Here is an 18,154-nt window from a genome sequence, read left to right as displayed (position 1 = left end):
CGATACTTTTGCCGGATCTCCGGTGGTATTGACATTACGCCCGGCCGAATTTCGGCCGGGCGTAATGAATGTTCCGTGACTTTCTGCCGCTCGTGTCTGGACGGCGGAAATTGCAGGGACTTATTGGTTCCTGAACAGGCTGCGGCCGTTGCGTATCGTTTCGGCTTCGCCGTTGCAGGGGATGATCGTGAACCGGCAGGCGTAGTGTTTCTCCAGCAGCCGGTACTGATCCGAAGGCCGGGCCTTGAGACTCCAAGTGTCCGTGCCGCCGACACCGGTCTGCGTACGGTCGATATTGACGGTCAGAGCATCGGCCAAAGGTTCGACTTCGTTGCTGTGGCGCGCCTTGTCCAGACTCTCCTGCGTGCAATTCCATACCGATACGCTCAGCGGTTCGGCCCCGACGAACTGAACGCCCCGGCCGTCGGAAGCTGTCAGCGAGAGCCAGCGGACGTCGCAGCGGTTGCCGTTTTCCTGAGGGGTGATGTAACTGTGCATGAATTTTTCGGGCGTGCTGCGGTAAAGTCCCAGAAAGGCGCCTTCGCAGCGGTCCGAATAGTTTTCCTGCGGACCTTTTCCGAAATAGGCGATTCGCTCTAGCGTGTTGGGGACGCAGGTTTGCAGTCCGACGCGCAGCGGCTCCGGCATCCGGTCGGAGATGTCGAGCTTGTAATCCACGGCCAAGGCCCCTGCGCCGTCGAGGGTATAGGTCAGCGTCAGCCGGACGCTGTCGGGTATCGCCTTCTCGACGGTGACCGAACCCGCCGATTCGTCGATTCGTACGGAGACGGTCTGCAATCTTTCGGGGGCTTCTTTCCAGCATCCTGCGATTTTCCCGACGCGCCAGCCGCGCCAGTCGTTGTCGGTGGAGGCGCGCCAGAAATTGGGGCGCAGCGGGGCGCTTATCAGTTTGCATCCGCGCACCGAGTGCGAGACGACGTACCCGCTGCGGCGGTCGATCTCGGTGCGGGAGCCGGCGGCGCTCAGCACGATGAACTCGTCATCCTGCGCGACGCTTGCCCTGCCTTTGGGCGCACTCCGGACCGGCTCTTTGTAAACGGGCAGTGCAAACTGCTCCTCGGCGGCTGCGTATCCGGCTTCGGCGTACGGCGTACGGCGCTTTTCGCGGGCCTGCACCCGGAGCAGGTATTCGGCGCCGGGTTCCGGTTTGAAGAGCCGGAATGCGATCGCGGCTTCGGAGCGGCAGCCGGCGGCGGTCGGCGGCACCTCGAAACTGCCGTGCTGGAGCACGCCCTTGTCGGTCGAGATTTCCCATGTGAAGTCATAGCGTTCGGTCCCGGCGAAGAAATTGCGGTTGCGGACTGCGATCTTTCCGGCCGCAAGGTCCGAAGCCGTGAACTCGACGGGCTGGAAGACATATTTGCACTCCAGTGCGGCGGGTTTCAGCGTACGGTCGGGATTGACGATGCCGTTGCAGCAGAAAGCGGCGTCGTTATGTTCTCCGGCCGGTTCGAAATCGCCGCCGTAGGCCCAGTAGGTGCGTCCCTGCGCGTCTTTTTTCACCAGTCCCTGTTCCACCCAGTCCCAGATGTGTCCGCCCAGCAGTCCGGCGTGTGTCCGGATGAGTTTCCAGTAGTCGTTCAGTCCGCCGGTGGAGTTGCCCATCGAATGGGCGTATTCGCACATCATCACGGGGCGGTCGAGCATCGGGTTGAGGGCCATCTGTTCGAGCTGCGCGGCGGTCGGATACATGCGGCTGAGGACATCGACATAGGCAGGGTCGGTGGGGTTGCCGCCGTTTTGCGGCTTCTTGACCTGTCCGGCGGCGGGCTGGTTGTCCGCAGCCATTACGCTGGTAAAGGCTGCGGCCGAAGTCCGTTTCAGCGGAACGTAAAGCGGGTGCATAGGCTGTCCCTGCGCTCCTTCGTAATGGATCAGGCGGGTCGGGTCGTAATCTTTGGCCCAGCCTGCCGCAGCCGCGTGCGCCGGGCCGCAGCCGGATTCGTTGCCCAGCGACCACATGATGACCGACGGGTGGTTGCGGTCGCGGATGACCATCCGGCTTACGCGTTCGAGAAAAGGCGTAATCCATTGCGGATCGTTCGAGAGCAGGCCGCCTTTGCCGTGCGTTTCGATGTTGGCTTCATCGACGACATAAAGGCCGTAACGGTCGCAGAGTTCGTAGAAATAGGGGTCGTTGGGGTAGTGCGACGTGCGTACGGAGTTGATGTTGAGCCGTTTCATAAGGCGGACGTCCTCCTCCATCGATTCGCGCGAAACGGTTTTGCCGCCATATTGGTCGTGGTCGTGCCGGTTCACGCCGCAGAGCTTTACCGGCACGCCGTTGACGAGCATTTCGCGGCCGCGCAGGCGGACGTCGCGGAATCCGACCTTGCAGCTGCGGGCTTCGGCGAGTTTTCCGGCGGCGTCGCGGAGAGTCAGCACCAGCGTTTAGAGTGCGGGATTCTCGGCGCTCCACTTTTCGGGTGCGGTGATACGCTCTTCCAGCAGGGCGAAATAGACGTTGTCGCGCTGGGGATAGGCTTCCGCAAGAATCTCTTCGACGGGCAGCGTCAGTTCACGCCCGGAAGGGGTTCCGTCGGGTGCGTAAAGCCGTGCGCCGAGTTGCCAGCCTGCGGCGGAGGCCCCTTCGCGCAAATCTATTGCCGGACGGATTTGCAGCAGCGCGTCGCGCATGTCGGCGTCGAAGATCGTCCTGACGCCGAAATCGCCGATCGCGGCATCGGGCTTGGCCGAGAGGAAGACCTCCCGGTGAATGCCCGCCATGCGCCAGTGGTCGGCGTCTTCGAGGTAGCTTCCGTCGGTCCATTTGAATACTTGGACGGCCAGTCTGTTCTCTCCCGGCTGTAAAAGTCCGGTGATGTCGAATTCGCTGGGCAGGCAGCTGTCTTCCGCATATCCGGCCAAGGCGCCGTTTACCCAGACGTAGAATCCGGAATAGACTCCCCCGAAGTGCAGGGTCACACGGTTGCCGCTCCACGCTTCCGGCACCGAAAAGGTGCGGACGTAACAGCCCGTGGGATTGTCGCGCGTGATGTAGGGCGGCTTGAATTCGAAGGGATAGACGACGTTGGTATAGATCGGGTAGCCGTAGCCCTGCATCTCCCAGCACGAAGGGACGGGTATTTCGTCCCAGCCGGTCAGGTCGGCTCCGGGGCGCCAGAAATCCGCGGGGCTTCGGGAGACGTCTTCGGCGAAACGGAATTTCCACACGCCGTCGAGCGATTGGATGCGCGACAGCGTGCGGTCGCCCGCAAGGGCGTCCTGTTCGGAGCTGTAAGAGTAGGAGGTGGCTCGTGCGGGAAGCCTTCGCAGGGCGTTGACGAATTGGTCGGCCGGAGCGTTCCGTTCGGAAGCGGCTGCGGCGGTGCAGAGGGTCGTTCCGCAGAGGAGAATTGCCAGAAGTCGGTTCATCGGTGAGGTTTTAGAATACAAATTTAATAAGTTTTCGCATTGCGATGGTCGCCGTGCCGGTAATAAACGCTCCGTTTGAGCGGAATCTGCATGCCGCCGGTCGTTTCGAGCCAGTCGTAGAGGTCGTTGGCCAGCGAGCGGATCGTATCCTGCAGCTCCGGACGGTCGATCAGGTTCACCGTCTCGTAGGGGTCTTCCTGCAGGTCGAAGAACTCGTTGGTGTCCCAGATGCCGTGGTAACGGATGTATTTGTAGCGGTCGGTGCGCACTCCGAAAACGGTCGGAGTCTGGGGGAACGCATATTCCCAATAATATTCGTAATAGATGCGCTTGCGCCAGTCGGCTGCCGTGCCGCCCTTGAGCAGCGGCAGGAACGACTCGCCGCACATCTGCGGCGCTTTGGCGAGTCCGCAGGCGGCCATGATCGTGGGGGCGACGTCGATGTTCTGCACCATCTCCTCCACCGTGCGGCCCGCCGGAATGAGTTCGGGACAGTAGGCCAGCATCGGCACGCGCACGGAGGGTTCGTAGAAGTTGCGTTTGTCGATCAGTCCGTGTTCGCCCCACGTGAAGCCGTTGTCGCCCATATAGATCACCAGAGTCGATTCGCCCAGCCCTTCGGCCTGCAGAAAATCCAGCAGCCGCCCGATGGCGTCGTCCATGCTGGTCACCGTCTCGCAGTAATTGCGGAAGTCCTCCTCGTACGGCAGTGCGCCGTGATACTGGTAATCGACGCCGTGCCAGCTTTCCCGCTGGTTCTTTACCCAGTCGGGGAGCCGGCTCTCGCCGTACCAGCCCCGTCCTGCGAGCGGCCTGCCGTCCGCATCCTTGCCGGGCAGTCGGGGGATTCCGTACTCCGGCACGTTGAACGACGGCGGATAGACCGCTTTTTCGTCCTTGTACATCCCTTTGCGGGAGGGTGAAGGCTGGAATCCGGAGTGTACCGATTTGTAGGAGAGGTAGATGAAGAACGGACCCTCTTCGTTGTCGCGTACGAAGTCGATGGCGTGGTCGGTCAGTATGTCGGTGGAGTAGAGTTCCGGATCGAACTTTACGCGCTCGCCGTTGATGTTGAGCACCGTGTTGTAGTAGGTCCCCTGTCCGCGGAATCCCTCCCAATGGTCGAATCCGGGCTGGGGCATGTCGTCCTGATTGCCCATGTGCCATTTGCCGAAGAAGGCGGTGCGGTATACGTTCTGCTGGAGGTACTGCGGGAAAAAGACCAGATCGTCGGGCTTCGGCGCCTGATTGTCCACGACGGTATGGGTGTGCGTAAACAGACCGGTGAGGATGGAGGCCCGGCTCGGCGAGGAGAGCGACGTGGTCACGAACGCATTTTTCAGGCAGGCGCCTTCGCGGGCCATGCGGTCGAGCGCCGGGGTCTGCAGCCACGGAACGGCTCCCGTGAACCCCATGAAGTCGTAGCGGTGGTCGTCGCTGAGGATGAAGATGACGTTGCGCGGTTTTTCGCCGTTGCGGGCGACCGGGACCGGAGCGGCCGGTTGGGCTGCCGCCTGCGAAATGGCGAGGGCTGCGAAGCCTGCGGGCAGCGCGATTCGTTTCAGGTGTATCATAGCTTTATGATTGTGGTTTCAGGGTTGAGTGCCATACATTCGATGTGTCGCAGGATTTCTGCGGCATCTTCCGGCGCGGCAAACGTGACGCTCCGGCTTTCGCCCGGCAGCAGGTCGAAATAGTTGTCGGAGAAGATTCCCGCCGTACCCTTGTAATGCAGGGTGAGATTCTTCGCCAGTTTGTCGCTGCTCACCGTGATCCGGCAGGTCGCTGCGTCGGGCTTCTCGGCGCGGATGCGGACCGCCGCGGCCGGGAGTGCGGCGTTTTTCATCGTCTCGAAATACTGCAAAGCCCGGTACGCGGTCTTGTCGGACCGGAATTCGCAGACCAGCACCGCGTTGCCGGGGTCTGCACCGTCCAGATAATCGCGTACGCCGTACCGGAGCGCACGCTGCGATGCGGCGGCTCCGACGGTCACGGGGTGGGAGCTGCTTTTCAGCTCGTTGCCTGAAAAATCCGTCAGCGTGAGTTTCATTACTCCCCGGAGCGGCTTCCGCAGGTCGGAGACGACGAAAATGTCGAGCGTATCGCCTTGGATGTAAGGGGAGACGACGACCGGTTCGCACGCTTTCCTTACAAAGTAGTGCATGGCTTTCCACCGGCCGTAATAGTCGATTCCCGACCAGCTGGCGCAGGGCCATACGTCGTTGAGCTGCCAGATGAGCGACCCCATGCAGTAGGGCATGTTGCGCCGATGCGCCTCCATCGCCGTCTTCATCCCTTCGGCCTGCATCAATTGGCTGAGGTACAGCGTGCGTGCGAAATCGTCGCTGCGCAGGTATGACCGATCGACATATTCCAGCATCCGGGCGTCTCCCTTTTTCCGGTCGCCCTGATGCGACGTCATGGACGGAGAGGCGAGGCGGCGCTCCCCTTCGGGGATGAAACGCTCGACCGAGGAGAGTTCGGGGTAGGATTGGAGTCCGTATTCCGAGATGAAACGGGCGATTTGGGTGTTGTAGGCCGATATGGGGTCGCCTTTGTGCCAGACGTCCCAGTTGTGTACGTCGCCGTAGCGCCAGCGGTCCGCCGTATCGAGCCCCCAGCCCGGCGAGGGCGACGAGTGCCAGTAGGGTACGGTGCCGCCGCAAAGGCTGTCCACCACGCCGGGCAGGATATTCCGGAAGATGGTTTCGTTTACGCGGTCGAACTGTTCGGCCTCTTCTTCCGTATAGAATTTGCGGAACCGGCTGTTGCGTTTGTCGTGGGGTTTCCATGCTACGTCTATTTCGTTGTTGCCGCACCAGAGGACGAGCGACGGGTGGTTGCGCAGCCGGCGTACGTTGTCTTCGGCTTCGGCCCGGATGTCGGCGTAGATCTGCGCCGATCCGGGATACATGTTGCAGGCGAAGACGAAATCCTGCCACACCATGATGCCGTACCGGTCGCACATTTCGTAGAAATCGTCCGACTCGTACGTGCCGCCGCCCCAGACGCGCAGCATGTTCATATTGGCTTGGGCGGCGCTCCGCACGAGAAATTCCGTTTTCTCCCGCGAAATCCGGGGCAAAAACGCGTCGGCCGGCACATAGTTGGAGCCTTTGCAGAATACCGGGATGCCGTTGATCTCGAAGCCGAAACCGCGGCCGCGGCCGTCCGCATCGTCGCGGCAGCGGAGCGATACGGTTCGTACGCCGCATCTGACGGCCGTGCGGTCAAGCTCCCTCCCCTCTTTTTCCAGCACCAGCTCCACGTCGTAGAGGTAAGGCTCGCCCATTCCGTTGGGATACCACAACCGCGGAGAGGGAATCTCGAACGGCTCTTCGATTGAATGCGTCCCGGCATCCAGCGTCTTGTCTGCCGTGAGGATGCTCTTGCCGTTCAACAGTATCCGGATGCGATAGCAGCCGGCCGCATCCGTCCGTAATGCGGCCGATGCGCTCATCTGCGCCTTTCGCGGCCCTGTCGAGCGGGTGCGCACGTGGAAATCCTCCACGCGGGCTTCGTTCCACGCTTCGAGCGCGACCGGACGCCACAATCCGGAGGTGACATAGCGCGGCGCCAAGTCCCAGCCGTACTGGTAGCCCGACTTGCGGGTGAAAACGCTTACCTTGTTGGGGCCCAGTCCGCCCAATGCGCCGAGGTCGTTGTTGGCGGTGAGACGGCCGCCGTAGGCCGCCATGTTTTTGAGCCCCTGCATGACCGGGGAGTGAAAAACGACGTGCAGGCGGTTGTTCCGGGATTTCAGCAATCCCTTGACGTCGCTTTTCCATGTGCGGAACATGTTGCCCGTGCGGTGAAGCAGTTCGCCGTTCAGCCTGATGTCGGCATAGCAGTCCACTCCTTCGAAGACGAGCCGCACGTTGTCGTACGACGCCAATTCGGGTGCGTCGAACGTGCAGCAGTACTCCCAGTCGGTCTTGTCGATCCACTGCAGATCGCTCTGGCTGCTGCCGTAGAACGGATCGGGGATCTGCCCGTTTGCCAGCAGGTCGGTATGCACGGTTCCGGGGACTGCGGCCGGGAGCCATTCGCCGAGTCCGTATTGCCGGAATTTCCATCCTTGGTTCAGTTCGGTGCGGCCGGCGGCCGAAATCCGGCTTCCCGCCGCGGCGGTCAGAAGCCATAGGATCAGGAGAAGTCTTTTCATCGTTTGTCGGGTTGGGTTGTCGCAAACATAACTCAAACGGCCGGAAATGATGGTCAGCGATCCGTCAAAAAATAACACACCGCCCTGATGCGGTAATTTTCCGACGCTGAAAACGCGCTTTCGGCTTTTCTGTTAGTTTTGGATGAATCCGTGCTTCGTGAGCTGCCCGGAATTTCGTAATATTGCCGTCGGGACAAAACGTATGCAGGTATGAAAACAACACATCTTTCAGGACTTTTGACCACCGCGGGACTGGTGTTCGGCGGCGGGAATTCGTATGCGCAGCAACGGCCGAACATATTATGGCTTACGATCGAAGACACGAGTCCTTATGATTTCGGCTGTTACGGCAACAGGCATGTCGCCACGCCCACGATCGACAGTCTGGCCGGAGCCGGCATCCAATATATGCGGGCCCATTCGGTCGGCACCCAAAGCTCGCCTTCCCGGTCGTGCATCATCACCGGATGCTACGCCTCGACTTTCGGCATGGAGTGGCACCGCTGCCGGTTTGCCACGCCGGAGACTGTTTTTCTGCCCGACTATATGCGTGCGGCGGGATATTACTGCACCAACAAATCCAAAACCGACTACAATACGCTGTGTGACAATAAGGCCATGTGGGACAGCTGCGGTCCGGCGGCGACATACAACAACCCGGCGCGGAAGAAGGACCAGCCGTTTTTTGCCGTATTCAACTCGATGGCCACCCATATGGGGCGCATCCGTTCCTATCATACCGACCAGCGGCGGGATTTCGCCCTCGAAGGGCTCGATCCGGCGCGGCTGGAACTGCCGCCGCATGTGCCCGACATTCCGGAAATCCGGTCTGACTTCGCGTTTCATATGGAGGGGTCGCAGGACATCGACGCATGGGTCGGGATGTTTCTCGACGATCTCAGGCGGCAGCGGCTCGATGAAAATACGATCGTCTTTTTCTTCAGCGACCACGGAGGATGCCTGCCCCGCGGCAAGGGGTTCGTCTATGAGACCGGGACCCACGTGCCGTTCATCGTCTACCTGCCTCCCAAATGGAGACATCTGGCCAACGGTCAGTCCGGCCGGACCGACCGGCTGATCGGGTTCCCCGATCTGGCGCCCACCGTACTCTCGCTCGCCGGCATCGAACCTCCGGCCTATATGCAGGGCAAGGCGTTTCTGGGCCTACGGCGGCGATTTCGGAAGCCGCGAGAACCATGACGCCAACTTCAATATCAACGGAATCATCAATCCCGACCGGAGTCTCAAGCCGGCCGCGGCGGAGGCGAAGCATGTCTTCCAGCCGCTCGAAATCGCGCAGCCGCGGCCCGGAGAGGATTTTTTCACGATCCGGAACCGCAATTTCTTCGTTTCGACCGATGAGTATGTTTTCGAATGGCGCATTACGTCCAGCATGGGCGCGACGCTGGGAAGCGGGACTTTCGAAGTGCCGCGCACGGAAGCGGGAGCCTGCACGGAGTGCCGCGTGGGGTACAAGGCGCCCCGTCCCGAATCCGGCGTCGATTATTGGCTGGATATCGTTTACCGCCTGAAAGAGGATAAACCCTATGCCCTGCGGGGATTCGAGGCGGGCCGTTACCAGTTCGCACTGCCCGCTGCGGCGCCCGTGCGCGCTGCGGCCGCCCGCAGTGCCGTCGTCAGCCGTACGGAACGTTCGGTGACGCTGACTGCCGGGAGTGTGACCGCGACGGTCGATGCGGCGACGGGATATCTGTCGGGATATGCGGTGCGGGGCTGCGAGCTGATGCGGAGTCCGCTCGTACCGAATTTCTGGCGGGCATCCACCGACAACGACCGCCGGGGCTGGCGTACGCGGGAGCGCATGGGCGCATGGCGCACGATGCCTGAGCGGCTGAAACTCGAAAGCCTGAATGCGGCCGACGGTGCGGTGACGGCCGTCGTGTGCGGCGGGGGCGTCAGGCTGGCTTTGCGCTATCGGCTTGCGGCGGACGGGGAGCTGGCCGTTTCGTACGACCTGCGGATCGCAGACACGCTTCCCGAACCGCGGCGCATCGGTCTGCAGGCTCTGTGGAGCGGGGTGCTGGACCGATATGTCTACTGCGGCCGCGGTCCCGGAGAGAATTATGCCGACCGTAAGGAAGGCTCCCTGTTCGGGGTTTACTCCGGCAATACGGCTGATTTCAGTCCCGCCTATATCTATCCGCAGGAGTGCGGCAACCGCTGCGACGTCCGCTATCTCCAGCTTGCGGGCAAAGGCGGCGGAGTCGTTTTCGCGGGCCGGCAGCCTCTGTGCGTCTCGGTCTGGCCCTGCACGCAGGAGGCGCTGGATGCGGCGGAGCATACGCACGAGATCGTGCGGCTGGACGACGCATGGCTGGTGAATGTCGATTGTGCGCAGGCCGGCGTGGGCGGCACCGACTCGTGGAGCGTGAAATCGCGTCCTTCGGAGGCGTACCGACTCTTGGAGAAGCACTACGGATATGAATTTGTAATTGCTCCTGCGGGAACTCCGGCCGATGCGGCGCGGACGAGCCGCCGGGTGGCGTATAAAAATGAATAAACGATGAGAAAGTGGTTGATGGCGTTCCTACTGCTGGCCGGAACGGCCGGGGTGCGCGCCCAGCAATGCGATGTGCCGCAGATCGGCGCTCAGGTTTTTGTAGAGCCGGGACAGACGCCGGAGGATATCGACGGATTTTTCCGCCTGCTGCGCGATAACGGGATGAAGGTGGCCCGTATCCGGATGTTCGGAGCGCACATGTACCGCGGCGGGGAGTGGGATTTCTCGCTTTACGACGAGGCGTTCCGTGCGGCGGACAAATACGGCGTCCGGCTTTTCGCCACGCTGTTTCCCGTCACCGACGAGCTGAACGACGTGGGCGGTTTCAAATTCCCCCGTTCGAAGGCGCACCTGCGCGAAATCGACGATTATATCACGGCCGTGGTGTCGCATTTCCGGCAGTATGAGTCGCTGTGGACATGGGTGCTGCAGAACGAACCCGGCAGCGGCGGGACGCGCGTCGCCATGACCGACCTCGCAAGGGAGGTCTATGACCGCTGGCTGGCGGACTTCCCGCCGGAAGAGCGCGGGGAGGGTTATCTGAAAGCCGATTTCACGCAGGAGAAGTTCCTGACCTACTATACGACGTGGTATCTGAACCATATCGCGCAGCTGGTCGAACGGCTCGATCCGCAGCGCGGGCGACATATCAATCCGCACCAGATTCTGGGCACGCTGCCCGATTACGACTTTCCGGCCTACTCGAAATTCCTCACCTCGGTCGGCGCATCGCTGCACCTGAGCTGGCATTTCGGCATGTTCAGCCAGCGCGAATATCCGCTCGGCGTCTCCCTGATGTCGGATATCATCCGTCACAACGCACTCGGCAATCCGTTCTGGATCACCGAACTGCAGGGCGGAAACGTCACCGCCAGCGGCAATGTTCCCTACTGTCCCACGGCGGCGCATACAGCGCAGTATCTTTGGACGGCGATCGCTTCCGGCGCCGAAGGGGTGATCTTCTGGTCGCTCAATCAGCGGGCGGCCGTCATGGAGGCGGGGGAGTGGGGGCTGCTCGACTTCCTGCGCAGGCCCTCGGACCGTATGCTCGAAGCCGCGAAGGTCGCATCGGTATTGCAGCGTCACGGCGAAGAGTTTCGGGGGTTGAAGCCTGCGCCGGCTCCGGTGACGCTCCTCTATAACATCGCTTCCCTGCGCATTCAGCGGCGCAATGCCGAAACGCCCGCATCCGGTGAGGAGGGGCGGCAGGCTTCGGCCTGCATGAAGTCGCTGGCCGCCGCTTATGAGGCCATATCGGCATGGGGCGTAACGCCCGAAGTGGCCGATATGGCGACCTTCGACTGGGACGACGCGGCGGGCTGTACGGCCGTGATCCCGCATATGGTGGCGCTGCCTTCCGAATTCCGGCCCCGCATCGAGTCGTTCGTCCGCAACGGCGGCAAGCTGATCGTTACGGGATTGTCGGGATTCTACGATGAAAACATGCGATGTCTGTTTATGAACGGCTTCCCGCTGAAATCGTGTTTCGGAGCGGAGGTCAGCGAATTCAAAGTCGCCGGGGAGTATTTCACGCTGGGCGAGGAGCTGCCTGCGCATCTGTGGCGGGGGATCTTGGTGCCTGCTTCGGGCGAGACGATGATGACGGACGGCGGCGATGTCGCGGCCGTGCGCAACCGCTATGGCCGCGGCGAGGTCGTGTGGGTGCCCTCCCCGATCGAATTGGGCGGATATCACCGCGATATGGTTCCGCTGACGGCTTTCTACGGGCGGGAGTGCCGCGATGCCATAGACGCGGCTCCGGCTTCGTTCCGCACGCCCGAACCGGACGTGCTGATGCGCACCATGCGCAAAGAGGGCGTTTTGACGACCGTGATTGTCAACAAGCGTCCGGAAAGCGCGGCCATACGGCTGCGTACGGGACGATACGGCGTTCCGCGCGTGATCTACGGGGATGCCTCGGTTAAGGGGGCGCAGGTCACGGTCGGAGCGGATCGCTGCGCCGTGGTGGTCTGGAGCAGGTGACGATTTGAGGATAAGCCCTTCGGCCGTTCGGATAGGAATGCGCATCCCCGCTTGTTTGTCGGCGGATGCGCATTTTTTCGTGTGAATACGCCGTGAGCGGCCGGAACAGGCCGGGATTGTTGTTTCGGACATATTGGAGTCCGGCTGTCGGCGGGGATTTCACACAAACAAAAATCCCCGTAATCGAAAGATTACGGGGATCACCAAGTGCCCAGGACAGGAATTAATTTGTGAAAACATATGCAAATAACTAAAATTTGAATATATTTATAATATGTTGAAATATAGTATATTAAAATGATATACTATGAAATGTATTTTGTCTGTTTTTAGCTGTTTTGCAAAAATGCGGACACGGTGCGGACATGAAAGTATTGCTGTATTCGAATCTAAATCATATCTTTGTAGAGCATAAAATGAGGATGTATGGCAAAAGTTACATATGTTTTGGCGCAAGGGGAGAACAGCGCGGGAGAATCGCAAGTTAATTTCCGTGTCTATGTTTCCCGCGAATTGCGTGTACGTGTGCCGTCCGGCATTTGGGTCGATCGGAAACGTTGGGGAAAGAAAAACGATATCAATATTCCGAACATACCGGGGGAGGAGCGCGATGCGCTGTTGGCAAAGCGGGCGAAATTGAAAGAATTGGTCGATGTAATTGAGACCTCGGTCGAGGCGGCAGACGATAAATCGACCGTTACGCGCGAGTGGCTCGAAAAGTTGATCCGGCGCACTTTGCGGCCAAAGACGGCGACTTCCGTTGAGGAAAAGAAAATAGGCTTTTTCCCGTTGACGGATGAATACCTCGCTACGCATAAATTGTCCGAATCGCGTGTCAAGCATTTCAATGTCTTGGTGCGGACGTTGAAGCGGTATGAGTTGTATCGTAAACTGTCGAACCGACGGTTCGTGCTGGACGTACACACCGTATCTCCGACGACACTTGATGATTTCGGGGCATTTCTGATGAAAGAACCGGAGATTTTCGACGAACATCCGGAGTTGTACGACGAGGTGCCGTATGCCCGGCCGAAGGTGAGGAAGAATCTGCCTGTGAAGCGCGGCCCGTACCTCAATGCTGCGGGAGAAACGGTAATTCCCGGCCGTCCGAAAGAGCGGGGCATGAATTACGTTTCGGATATGTTGATTCGTCTACGGTCGTTTTATGTATGGTTAAATGATAACGGACATACCTACAATGATCCGTTCAAGCAGTACAAGATTGCGGAGATTGTCTACGGTACGCCTATCTATATTACGACCGACGAACGCAAACAGTTGGCCGAAGCGGATATGGGGGATGACAAGCAACTGGAAACGCAACGAGATATTTTTGTTTTCCAATGCATGATCGGCTGCCGGGTGAGCGACCTTTATAAGATGACCTATGCCAATATCATCGGCGATTGCATCGAATATGTTCCCCGCAAGACGCGAGACGACCGAGTGGTGACGGTCTCGGTGCCGCTGATCGGTGCTGCGAAAGAACTGATTCGTAAATACCTCGATGAGAACCGCGGAACATTGTTTCCATTTATTTCGGAGCAAAAATATAATGTCTATATCAAAGCGGCGTTCCGTAAAGCGGGACTGACGCGCATGGTGACGACGATCGACCAGCGGACGCGGCAGAATGTTCAGGTGCCGATCTGCGACCTTGCTTCGTCGCACATGGCGCGCCGGACATTCATCGGGAATGTTTATAAAAGCGTGAAAGACCCTGCGATCGTGGGAGCGATGTCCGGGCATAAGGACGGCAGCCGGGCGTTCGCCCGCTATCGCGATATCGACATGGATATAAAACGGGATGCAGTGAGTGTGTTGGAGTAGAATTTGTTTTGTCGATAAATTTGTATAAATTTACGACAGATATATGTGTGTAAATAGATGCAAGCAATAGAGGATAAGATACTTAATAAGATAAAGAAGTGCGGACGGGGTAAGCTGTATTCCGCATCCGATTTCGCTGTATACGGATCGGCTGTATCGGTTGCGAAGGCATTGGAACGGCTTACTCGAAAAGGCGGTTTGGTCCGTATTGCAAGGGGCCTCTATTGCTATCCCAAAATCGATAGAAAGTTTGGAATGGGCATACAATACCCGACCATCAATGAAATCGCTGAAAAGGTAGCTCGGCAGAGCGAAGCCCGAGTTGTTCCGACGGGTATGCACGCATTGAATGTATTGGGATTGTCTGCCCAGGTACCGATGAACTATGTGTTTTATACCGACGGCAATTCCCGGACAGTTAATTTGTTCAACGGTCGCAAATTGCGATTCAAGCGTGTAGCGCTTAAAAATCTGGCCTATCAGAATAAAACGCTGATGCTTGCCGTGTTCGCTCTGAAGGAGATCGGTCGGCCGCAGGTGACGGAGGAGCACACCGCCCAACTGAAGACGATATTCGCCCGGATTCCGAAGTCGAGCATTCTGCCCGATCTGCGGTTGGTGCCGGCCTGGATTCGTAAAATCATTATGTCGTTCTATGAAGAATAATTTTTGGACGTTTTCCGACGAGCAGAAAAGTATGTTCGTTGCACAGACGAGCGAGCGTGTCGGGCTTCCTCCGCAGGCTGTCGAGAAGGACTGGTGGGTGACGATGACGCTGAAAGCCCTGTTCGAATCGTCGTGCCGGGACTTCATCACCTTCAAGGGCGGTACGTCGTTGAGCAAGGGTTGGCATGTCATAGAACGCTTCTCGGAGGACATCGATATTGCAATCGACAAGTCCTTTTGGAGAATTGCCGGGGACAACAAGTCGCAGCGCGATCGGATTCGGAAACTTTCGCGGGCCTATATCGAGCAGCGGCTCGTTGCGGAAATGCAGGCATTGCTGGAAGGATATGGGGCTTCCGATTTTGAGTTGCGTGCCGTTCCGGCGCAGGACTCCGATGCCGATCCGACGCTGGTGCTGTTGCCGTATCGAAGCATTTATGCGAATATCGAGTATGTGGAATCGCAAATCCGGATCGAATTCAGCTGCCGGTCGATGAAAGAACCGCGTGAGCGGATCGAGATTCGTCCGCTGATTGCCGAGGCATATCCCGATGTATTCGGAGAATTGGTGTTCCCGATTTATGCGGTCGTGCCGTCACGGACGTTTTTGGAGAAAGCGTTTTTGCTGCATGAAGAGTTTCAGAAAGAGAATCCGCGCGTCGAGCGAATGACACGCCATCTGTACGATTTGGAGCGGCTGATGGATACGGATTTCGGAAAGGCAGCCTTGGCCGATCCGAAAATGTATGTCGAGATTGTCAGGCATCGCAGCATATTCAATACGATTCGCGGAGTCGATTATCGGACGCACCATCCGAGCCGGATCGATTTTATTCCGCCCGAAAAATTGGCGGAGGTATGGCGCAGGGATTATGAGCGGATGCAGGAGTATTTCATCTATGGAGATTCGCTGCCATACGATCGACTGATCGCGCGGATGGCGGAGTTGCGGGATCGGTTTCGGAAAGTTGTAATGGAGGATGATTTTTTCAGCGAATCGGAATTATGAATCCCGAGTATTATTTCCAGAAAGGTCTTCGTCTGATCGTGGCAAGCGCCGTGATTTTTGCTTTGATCGTTTTGTTCAGCGCCATGGTTTCGCGGGGATTTCCGCTTTGGCTGGCGCTTGTTTTGCTTGTCCCCGCAGGACTTGGCGTGACCGGATTTTACTTTTTCAGCGTGGGCAGTTCGGCGGATCTTTCGGAGCGTTTTTTTCGTCGTTTTGGGTGTAGTCAGCCGAGAGGCGAAGAGAAAACAACGACAGAAGGAGTCGGTTCCGAACAGCGGTGTGAAAGAAGCCCGGACGCGATCGTGCCGGAATCCGCCGTTGTTTCTGCCGATCCGGTTCCGGACGATCGGATTCTCGAAAATGCACTCGCCACCGTCTACGAATATACCGATAAGGATTTGGGCGATGCCGTTGACGGGACGAATCGGCAAATTTTGCGACGACGTTTGCTTTATTTGGCATGTATGGCGCCTGTTCCGAATGATGTGCCGCAGGTTCGGCTTCGGCATGATCGGGTGAGCTATGGGGATTTGTGTCACTACGGTTGGAACGTCTGGAATGCTTTTAAGGGCGCGACCAATCGTTTTTATGACCAGACCGAATTGGCGGAATGGCTGAAAGCGAGCTTCGAGTCTTTGGCCAAATACAATACGAAGACGTTGCGGGCCAAGCTTCGGGCGACGGACGGAGGTTATCGCATCCGATTGATCGATAATCTGAAAGAATATATCCAAAAATAAAGAGCTGTATAAGGATGAGATATTCCCTGCACCCGGTCGGTGCAGGGAATTTTCTTTCTGTTGTCATGTAATTGCAAAATGCTGGTAAGTAGCAATATCTGAAATTGTTTGCCGGTGCAAATGCGGTGATTCGATTGCAAAAACAGGTGCAGGAAAAGCACCTGTTATTTTCGTCGCCGGACCTGCTGTTCGGGTTCGGTTAAATTATCGTATTATGGACTTAAAACAATTGAGTGAGCTGGGCGGTGAAGTGAATGTGACCGTCCGTCTGGAAGATCTCCGGCAATGGCACAAGGAGTTGACGGCAGTCGCGTCGCCGCCGTCCGTAATGCCGGTTCCGCAACACGCGGGCGAATTGTACACGCGAAAACAGACCATCGCGTTGTTGGGTGTCGATTCCTCTACGTTGTGGCGATGGGCCAAGAGCGGTTATCTTGTTCCCGTGGAGTACGGCGGGCAGCGCCGTTATCGCGTGGCGGATGTGCAACGGATTCTAAACGGAGACAGCTATGCCCGCTAAAACAGTGAAAAGAGAAAGCCCCTACCTGCGCGTGGGAACGACCATCTACAAGCGGGTCCGGCAGCCGTTGAGCAGCGGCCGGAGCGTCGAGACGCTCATCCCGTGGAATGTCGAGACCTTGCGTCAGGACTACGGGAAAAGCTATCTGGCCTGCATTCCGAAATACGACGGCTTTTGCACGGTTCCCGACCACACGAACTACCGCCGGGAGATCGACGGTTTCCTGAACCGTTACGAGCCGATTCCCTTTCAGCCCGCCGATGGCATCTTTCCGCACATCCACGACTTTTTCGCTCATATCTTCGGCGAGCAGGTCGAACTGGGGTACGATTATCTGCAACTGCTCTACCTGCGCCCCTTGCAACGGCTGCCGGTATTGTTGCTGGTGTCGGATGAACGCAACACGGGAAAGACGACCTTTCTCAATCTCTTAAAGTCGATCTTCGGCGGAAACGTTACCTTCAATACCAACGAAGATTTCCGTTCGCAATTCAATGACGACTGGATGGGCAAACTGCTGATCTGCGTGGACGAGGTGCTGCTCAACCGCCGCGAAGATTCCGAGAGGATCAAGAACCTATCGACTGCACGCAGCTACAAGGCTGAGGCGAAAGGCCGCGACCGCCGGGAGGTGGAGTTTTTCGGCAAGTTCGTCCTCTGCTCCAACAACGAGCGCAATCCCGTCCTGATCGAGGCTGCGGAAACCCGCTACTGGGTGCGGCGCGTGCCGCCGCTCCCGTATGACGATCAACACCTGCTGGCCAAAATGCGAGCCGAGATACCGGGGCTGCTCTTCTATCTGCAACAACGTATGCTCTCGTCACATGAAGAGAGCCGTATGTGGTTCGCGCCCCGGCTGCTGGTCACCGATGCCTTGCGGCGGATCATACACTACAACCGCAGCAAGACCGAAACCGAAATGCTGTCGATTATTCGCGATATCATGGATGCCGAGAACCTTGCGGAGTATCGGTTCGACGTGAGCGATATGGTCAATATGCTGGAGATACGCGGCATCCGTGTTGACCATCCCACCGTGCGGCGGATTCTTGCCGAAAATTGGCAGCTGCGACCCGCACCACCGACTTACTACCAACGCTATACGATTACCTACAACGGCGAAACGCAGCGGCAGGACAGCAAGACGGCACGGGTCTATACCGTCACGCGGGAACAACTCGGCGGATTGCTGGACGATGCTGCGATGTAAGAATGTTGAAAAAAGGAAGTAGCTTTCTTATTTTCATAATCTTACATCTCTTACAAATCCTCTTACAAAGTCTTACGGGTTCTTTCGGACTTACAGCGCCGGATGCCGTGTAAG

12 protein-coding genes and 1 pseudogene are annotated in these 18,154 nt (G+C 58.2%); 9 read left to right on the top strand and 4 right to left on the bottom strand.

Going from position 1 to position 18,154, the window contains the following annotated elements:
- Positions 1–120: 120 nt before the first annotated feature.
- From ACESTR_RS00145 to ACESTR_RS00130, 4 genes are read right to left on the bottom strand one after another with little or no spacing between them, the layout of a single operon-like run.
- Entirely contained in the window at positions 121–2,406 is a 2,286-nt protein-coding gene (locus tag ACESTR_RS00145) for a glycoside hydrolase family 2 TIM barrel-domain containing protein (protein WP_276807569.1), read from the bottom strand.
- A 6-nt stretch (positions 2,407–2,412) separates the two neighbouring features.
- Entirely contained in the window at positions 2,413–3,396 is a 984-nt protein-coding gene (locus tag ACESTR_RS00140; RefSeq protein WP_278433262.1) for a sugar-binding domain-containing protein, read from the bottom strand.
- Positions 3,397–3,419: 23 nt separating this feature from the next.
- The gene (locus ACESTR_RS00135) at positions 3,420–4,970 is read right to left on the bottom strand and encodes a sulfatase (RefSeq protein WP_009597133.1); all 1,551 of its coding nucleotides are present in this window, start codon (positions 4,968–4,970) and stop codon (positions 3,420–3,422) included.
- On the bottom strand, positions 4,967–7,561 hold the full coding sequence (locus tag ACESTR_RS00130; protein WP_227042602.1) for a beta-mannosidase: 2,595 nt from the start codon (positions 7,559–7,561) through the stop codon (positions 4,967–4,969). Before ACESTR_RS00130 ends, ACESTR_RS00135 begins: the two co-directional genes overlap by 4 nt.
- A 237-nt stretch (positions 7,562–7,798) precedes the next feature.
- Here ACESTR_RS00130 and ACESTR_RS00125 point away from each other — a divergent pair.
- From ACESTR_RS00125 to ACESTR_RS00085, 9 genes and pseudogenes are all read left to right on the top strand, one after another.
- Positions 7,799–8,725, top strand: a pseudogene (locus tag ACESTR_RS00125) (sulfatase); the annotation flags it as partial.
- Entirely contained in the window at positions 8,652–10,082 is a 1,431-nt protein-coding gene (locus tag ACESTR_RS00120; protein ID WP_315976119.1) for a beta-galactosidase small subunit family protein, read from the top strand. The pseudogene ACESTR_RS00125 and the gene ACESTR_RS00120, both read left to right, overlap by 74 nt.
- Before the next feature lie 3 nt (positions 10,083–10,085).
- Complete coding sequence (locus ACESTR_RS00115; RefSeq protein WP_237959108.1) at positions 10,086–12,065, top strand: beta-galactosidase trimerization domain-containing protein; 1,980 nt, start codon at positions 10,086–10,088, stop codon at positions 12,063–12,065.
- A 426-nt stretch (positions 12,066–12,491) separates the two neighbouring features.
- A complete protein-coding gene (locus ACESTR_RS00110; protein WP_039939816.1) occupies positions 12,492–13,895 on the top strand; it encodes a site-specific integrase in 1,404 nt (467 codons plus the stop codon).
- 57 nt (positions 13,896–13,952) lie between these two features.
- Complete coding sequence (locus ACESTR_RS00105; RefSeq protein WP_009597008.1) at positions 13,953–14,561, top strand: DUF6088 family protein; 609 nt, start codon at positions 13,953–13,955, stop codon at positions 14,559–14,561.
- Between the two features lie 103 nt (positions 14,562–14,664).
- Positions 14,665–15,570, top strand: coding sequence for a nucleotidyl transferase AbiEii/AbiGii toxin family protein (locus ACESTR_RS00100; protein WP_229104391.1), 906 nt, complete (start codon positions 14,665–14,667; stop codon positions 15,568–15,570).
- On the top strand, positions 15,567–16,310 hold the full coding sequence (locus ACESTR_RS00095; protein WP_014775639.1) for a hypothetical protein: 744 nt from the start codon (positions 15,567–15,569) through the stop codon (positions 16,308–16,310). The genes ACESTR_RS00100 and ACESTR_RS00095 overlap by 4 nt, the downstream gene beginning before the upstream one ends.
- A gap of 214 nt (positions 16,311–16,524) precedes the next feature.
- Positions 16,525–16,830, top strand: a complete 306-nt coding sequence (locus ACESTR_RS00090; RefSeq protein WP_014775640.1) for a helix-turn-helix domain-containing protein — start codon at positions 16,525–16,527, stop codon at positions 16,828–16,830.
- Positions 16,820–18,040, top strand: a complete 1,221-nt coding sequence (locus tag ACESTR_RS00085; RefSeq protein WP_009597055.1) for a primase-helicase family protein — start codon at positions 16,820–16,822, stop codon at positions 18,038–18,040. The genes ACESTR_RS00090 and ACESTR_RS00085 overlap by 11 nt, the downstream gene beginning before the upstream one ends.
- Positions 18,041–18,154: the final 114 nt, after the last annotated feature.

Source organism: Alistipes sp. DJF_B185 (assembly GCF_964250025.1).
GTDB classification, from domain to species: Bacteria; Bacteroidota; Bacteroidia; order Bacteroidales; family Rikenellaceae; genus Alistipes; species Alistipes finegoldii.
The sequence above is the reverse complement of the archived record's forward strand: the minus strand, read 5'-3'. Positions and strand labels throughout refer to the sequence as shown.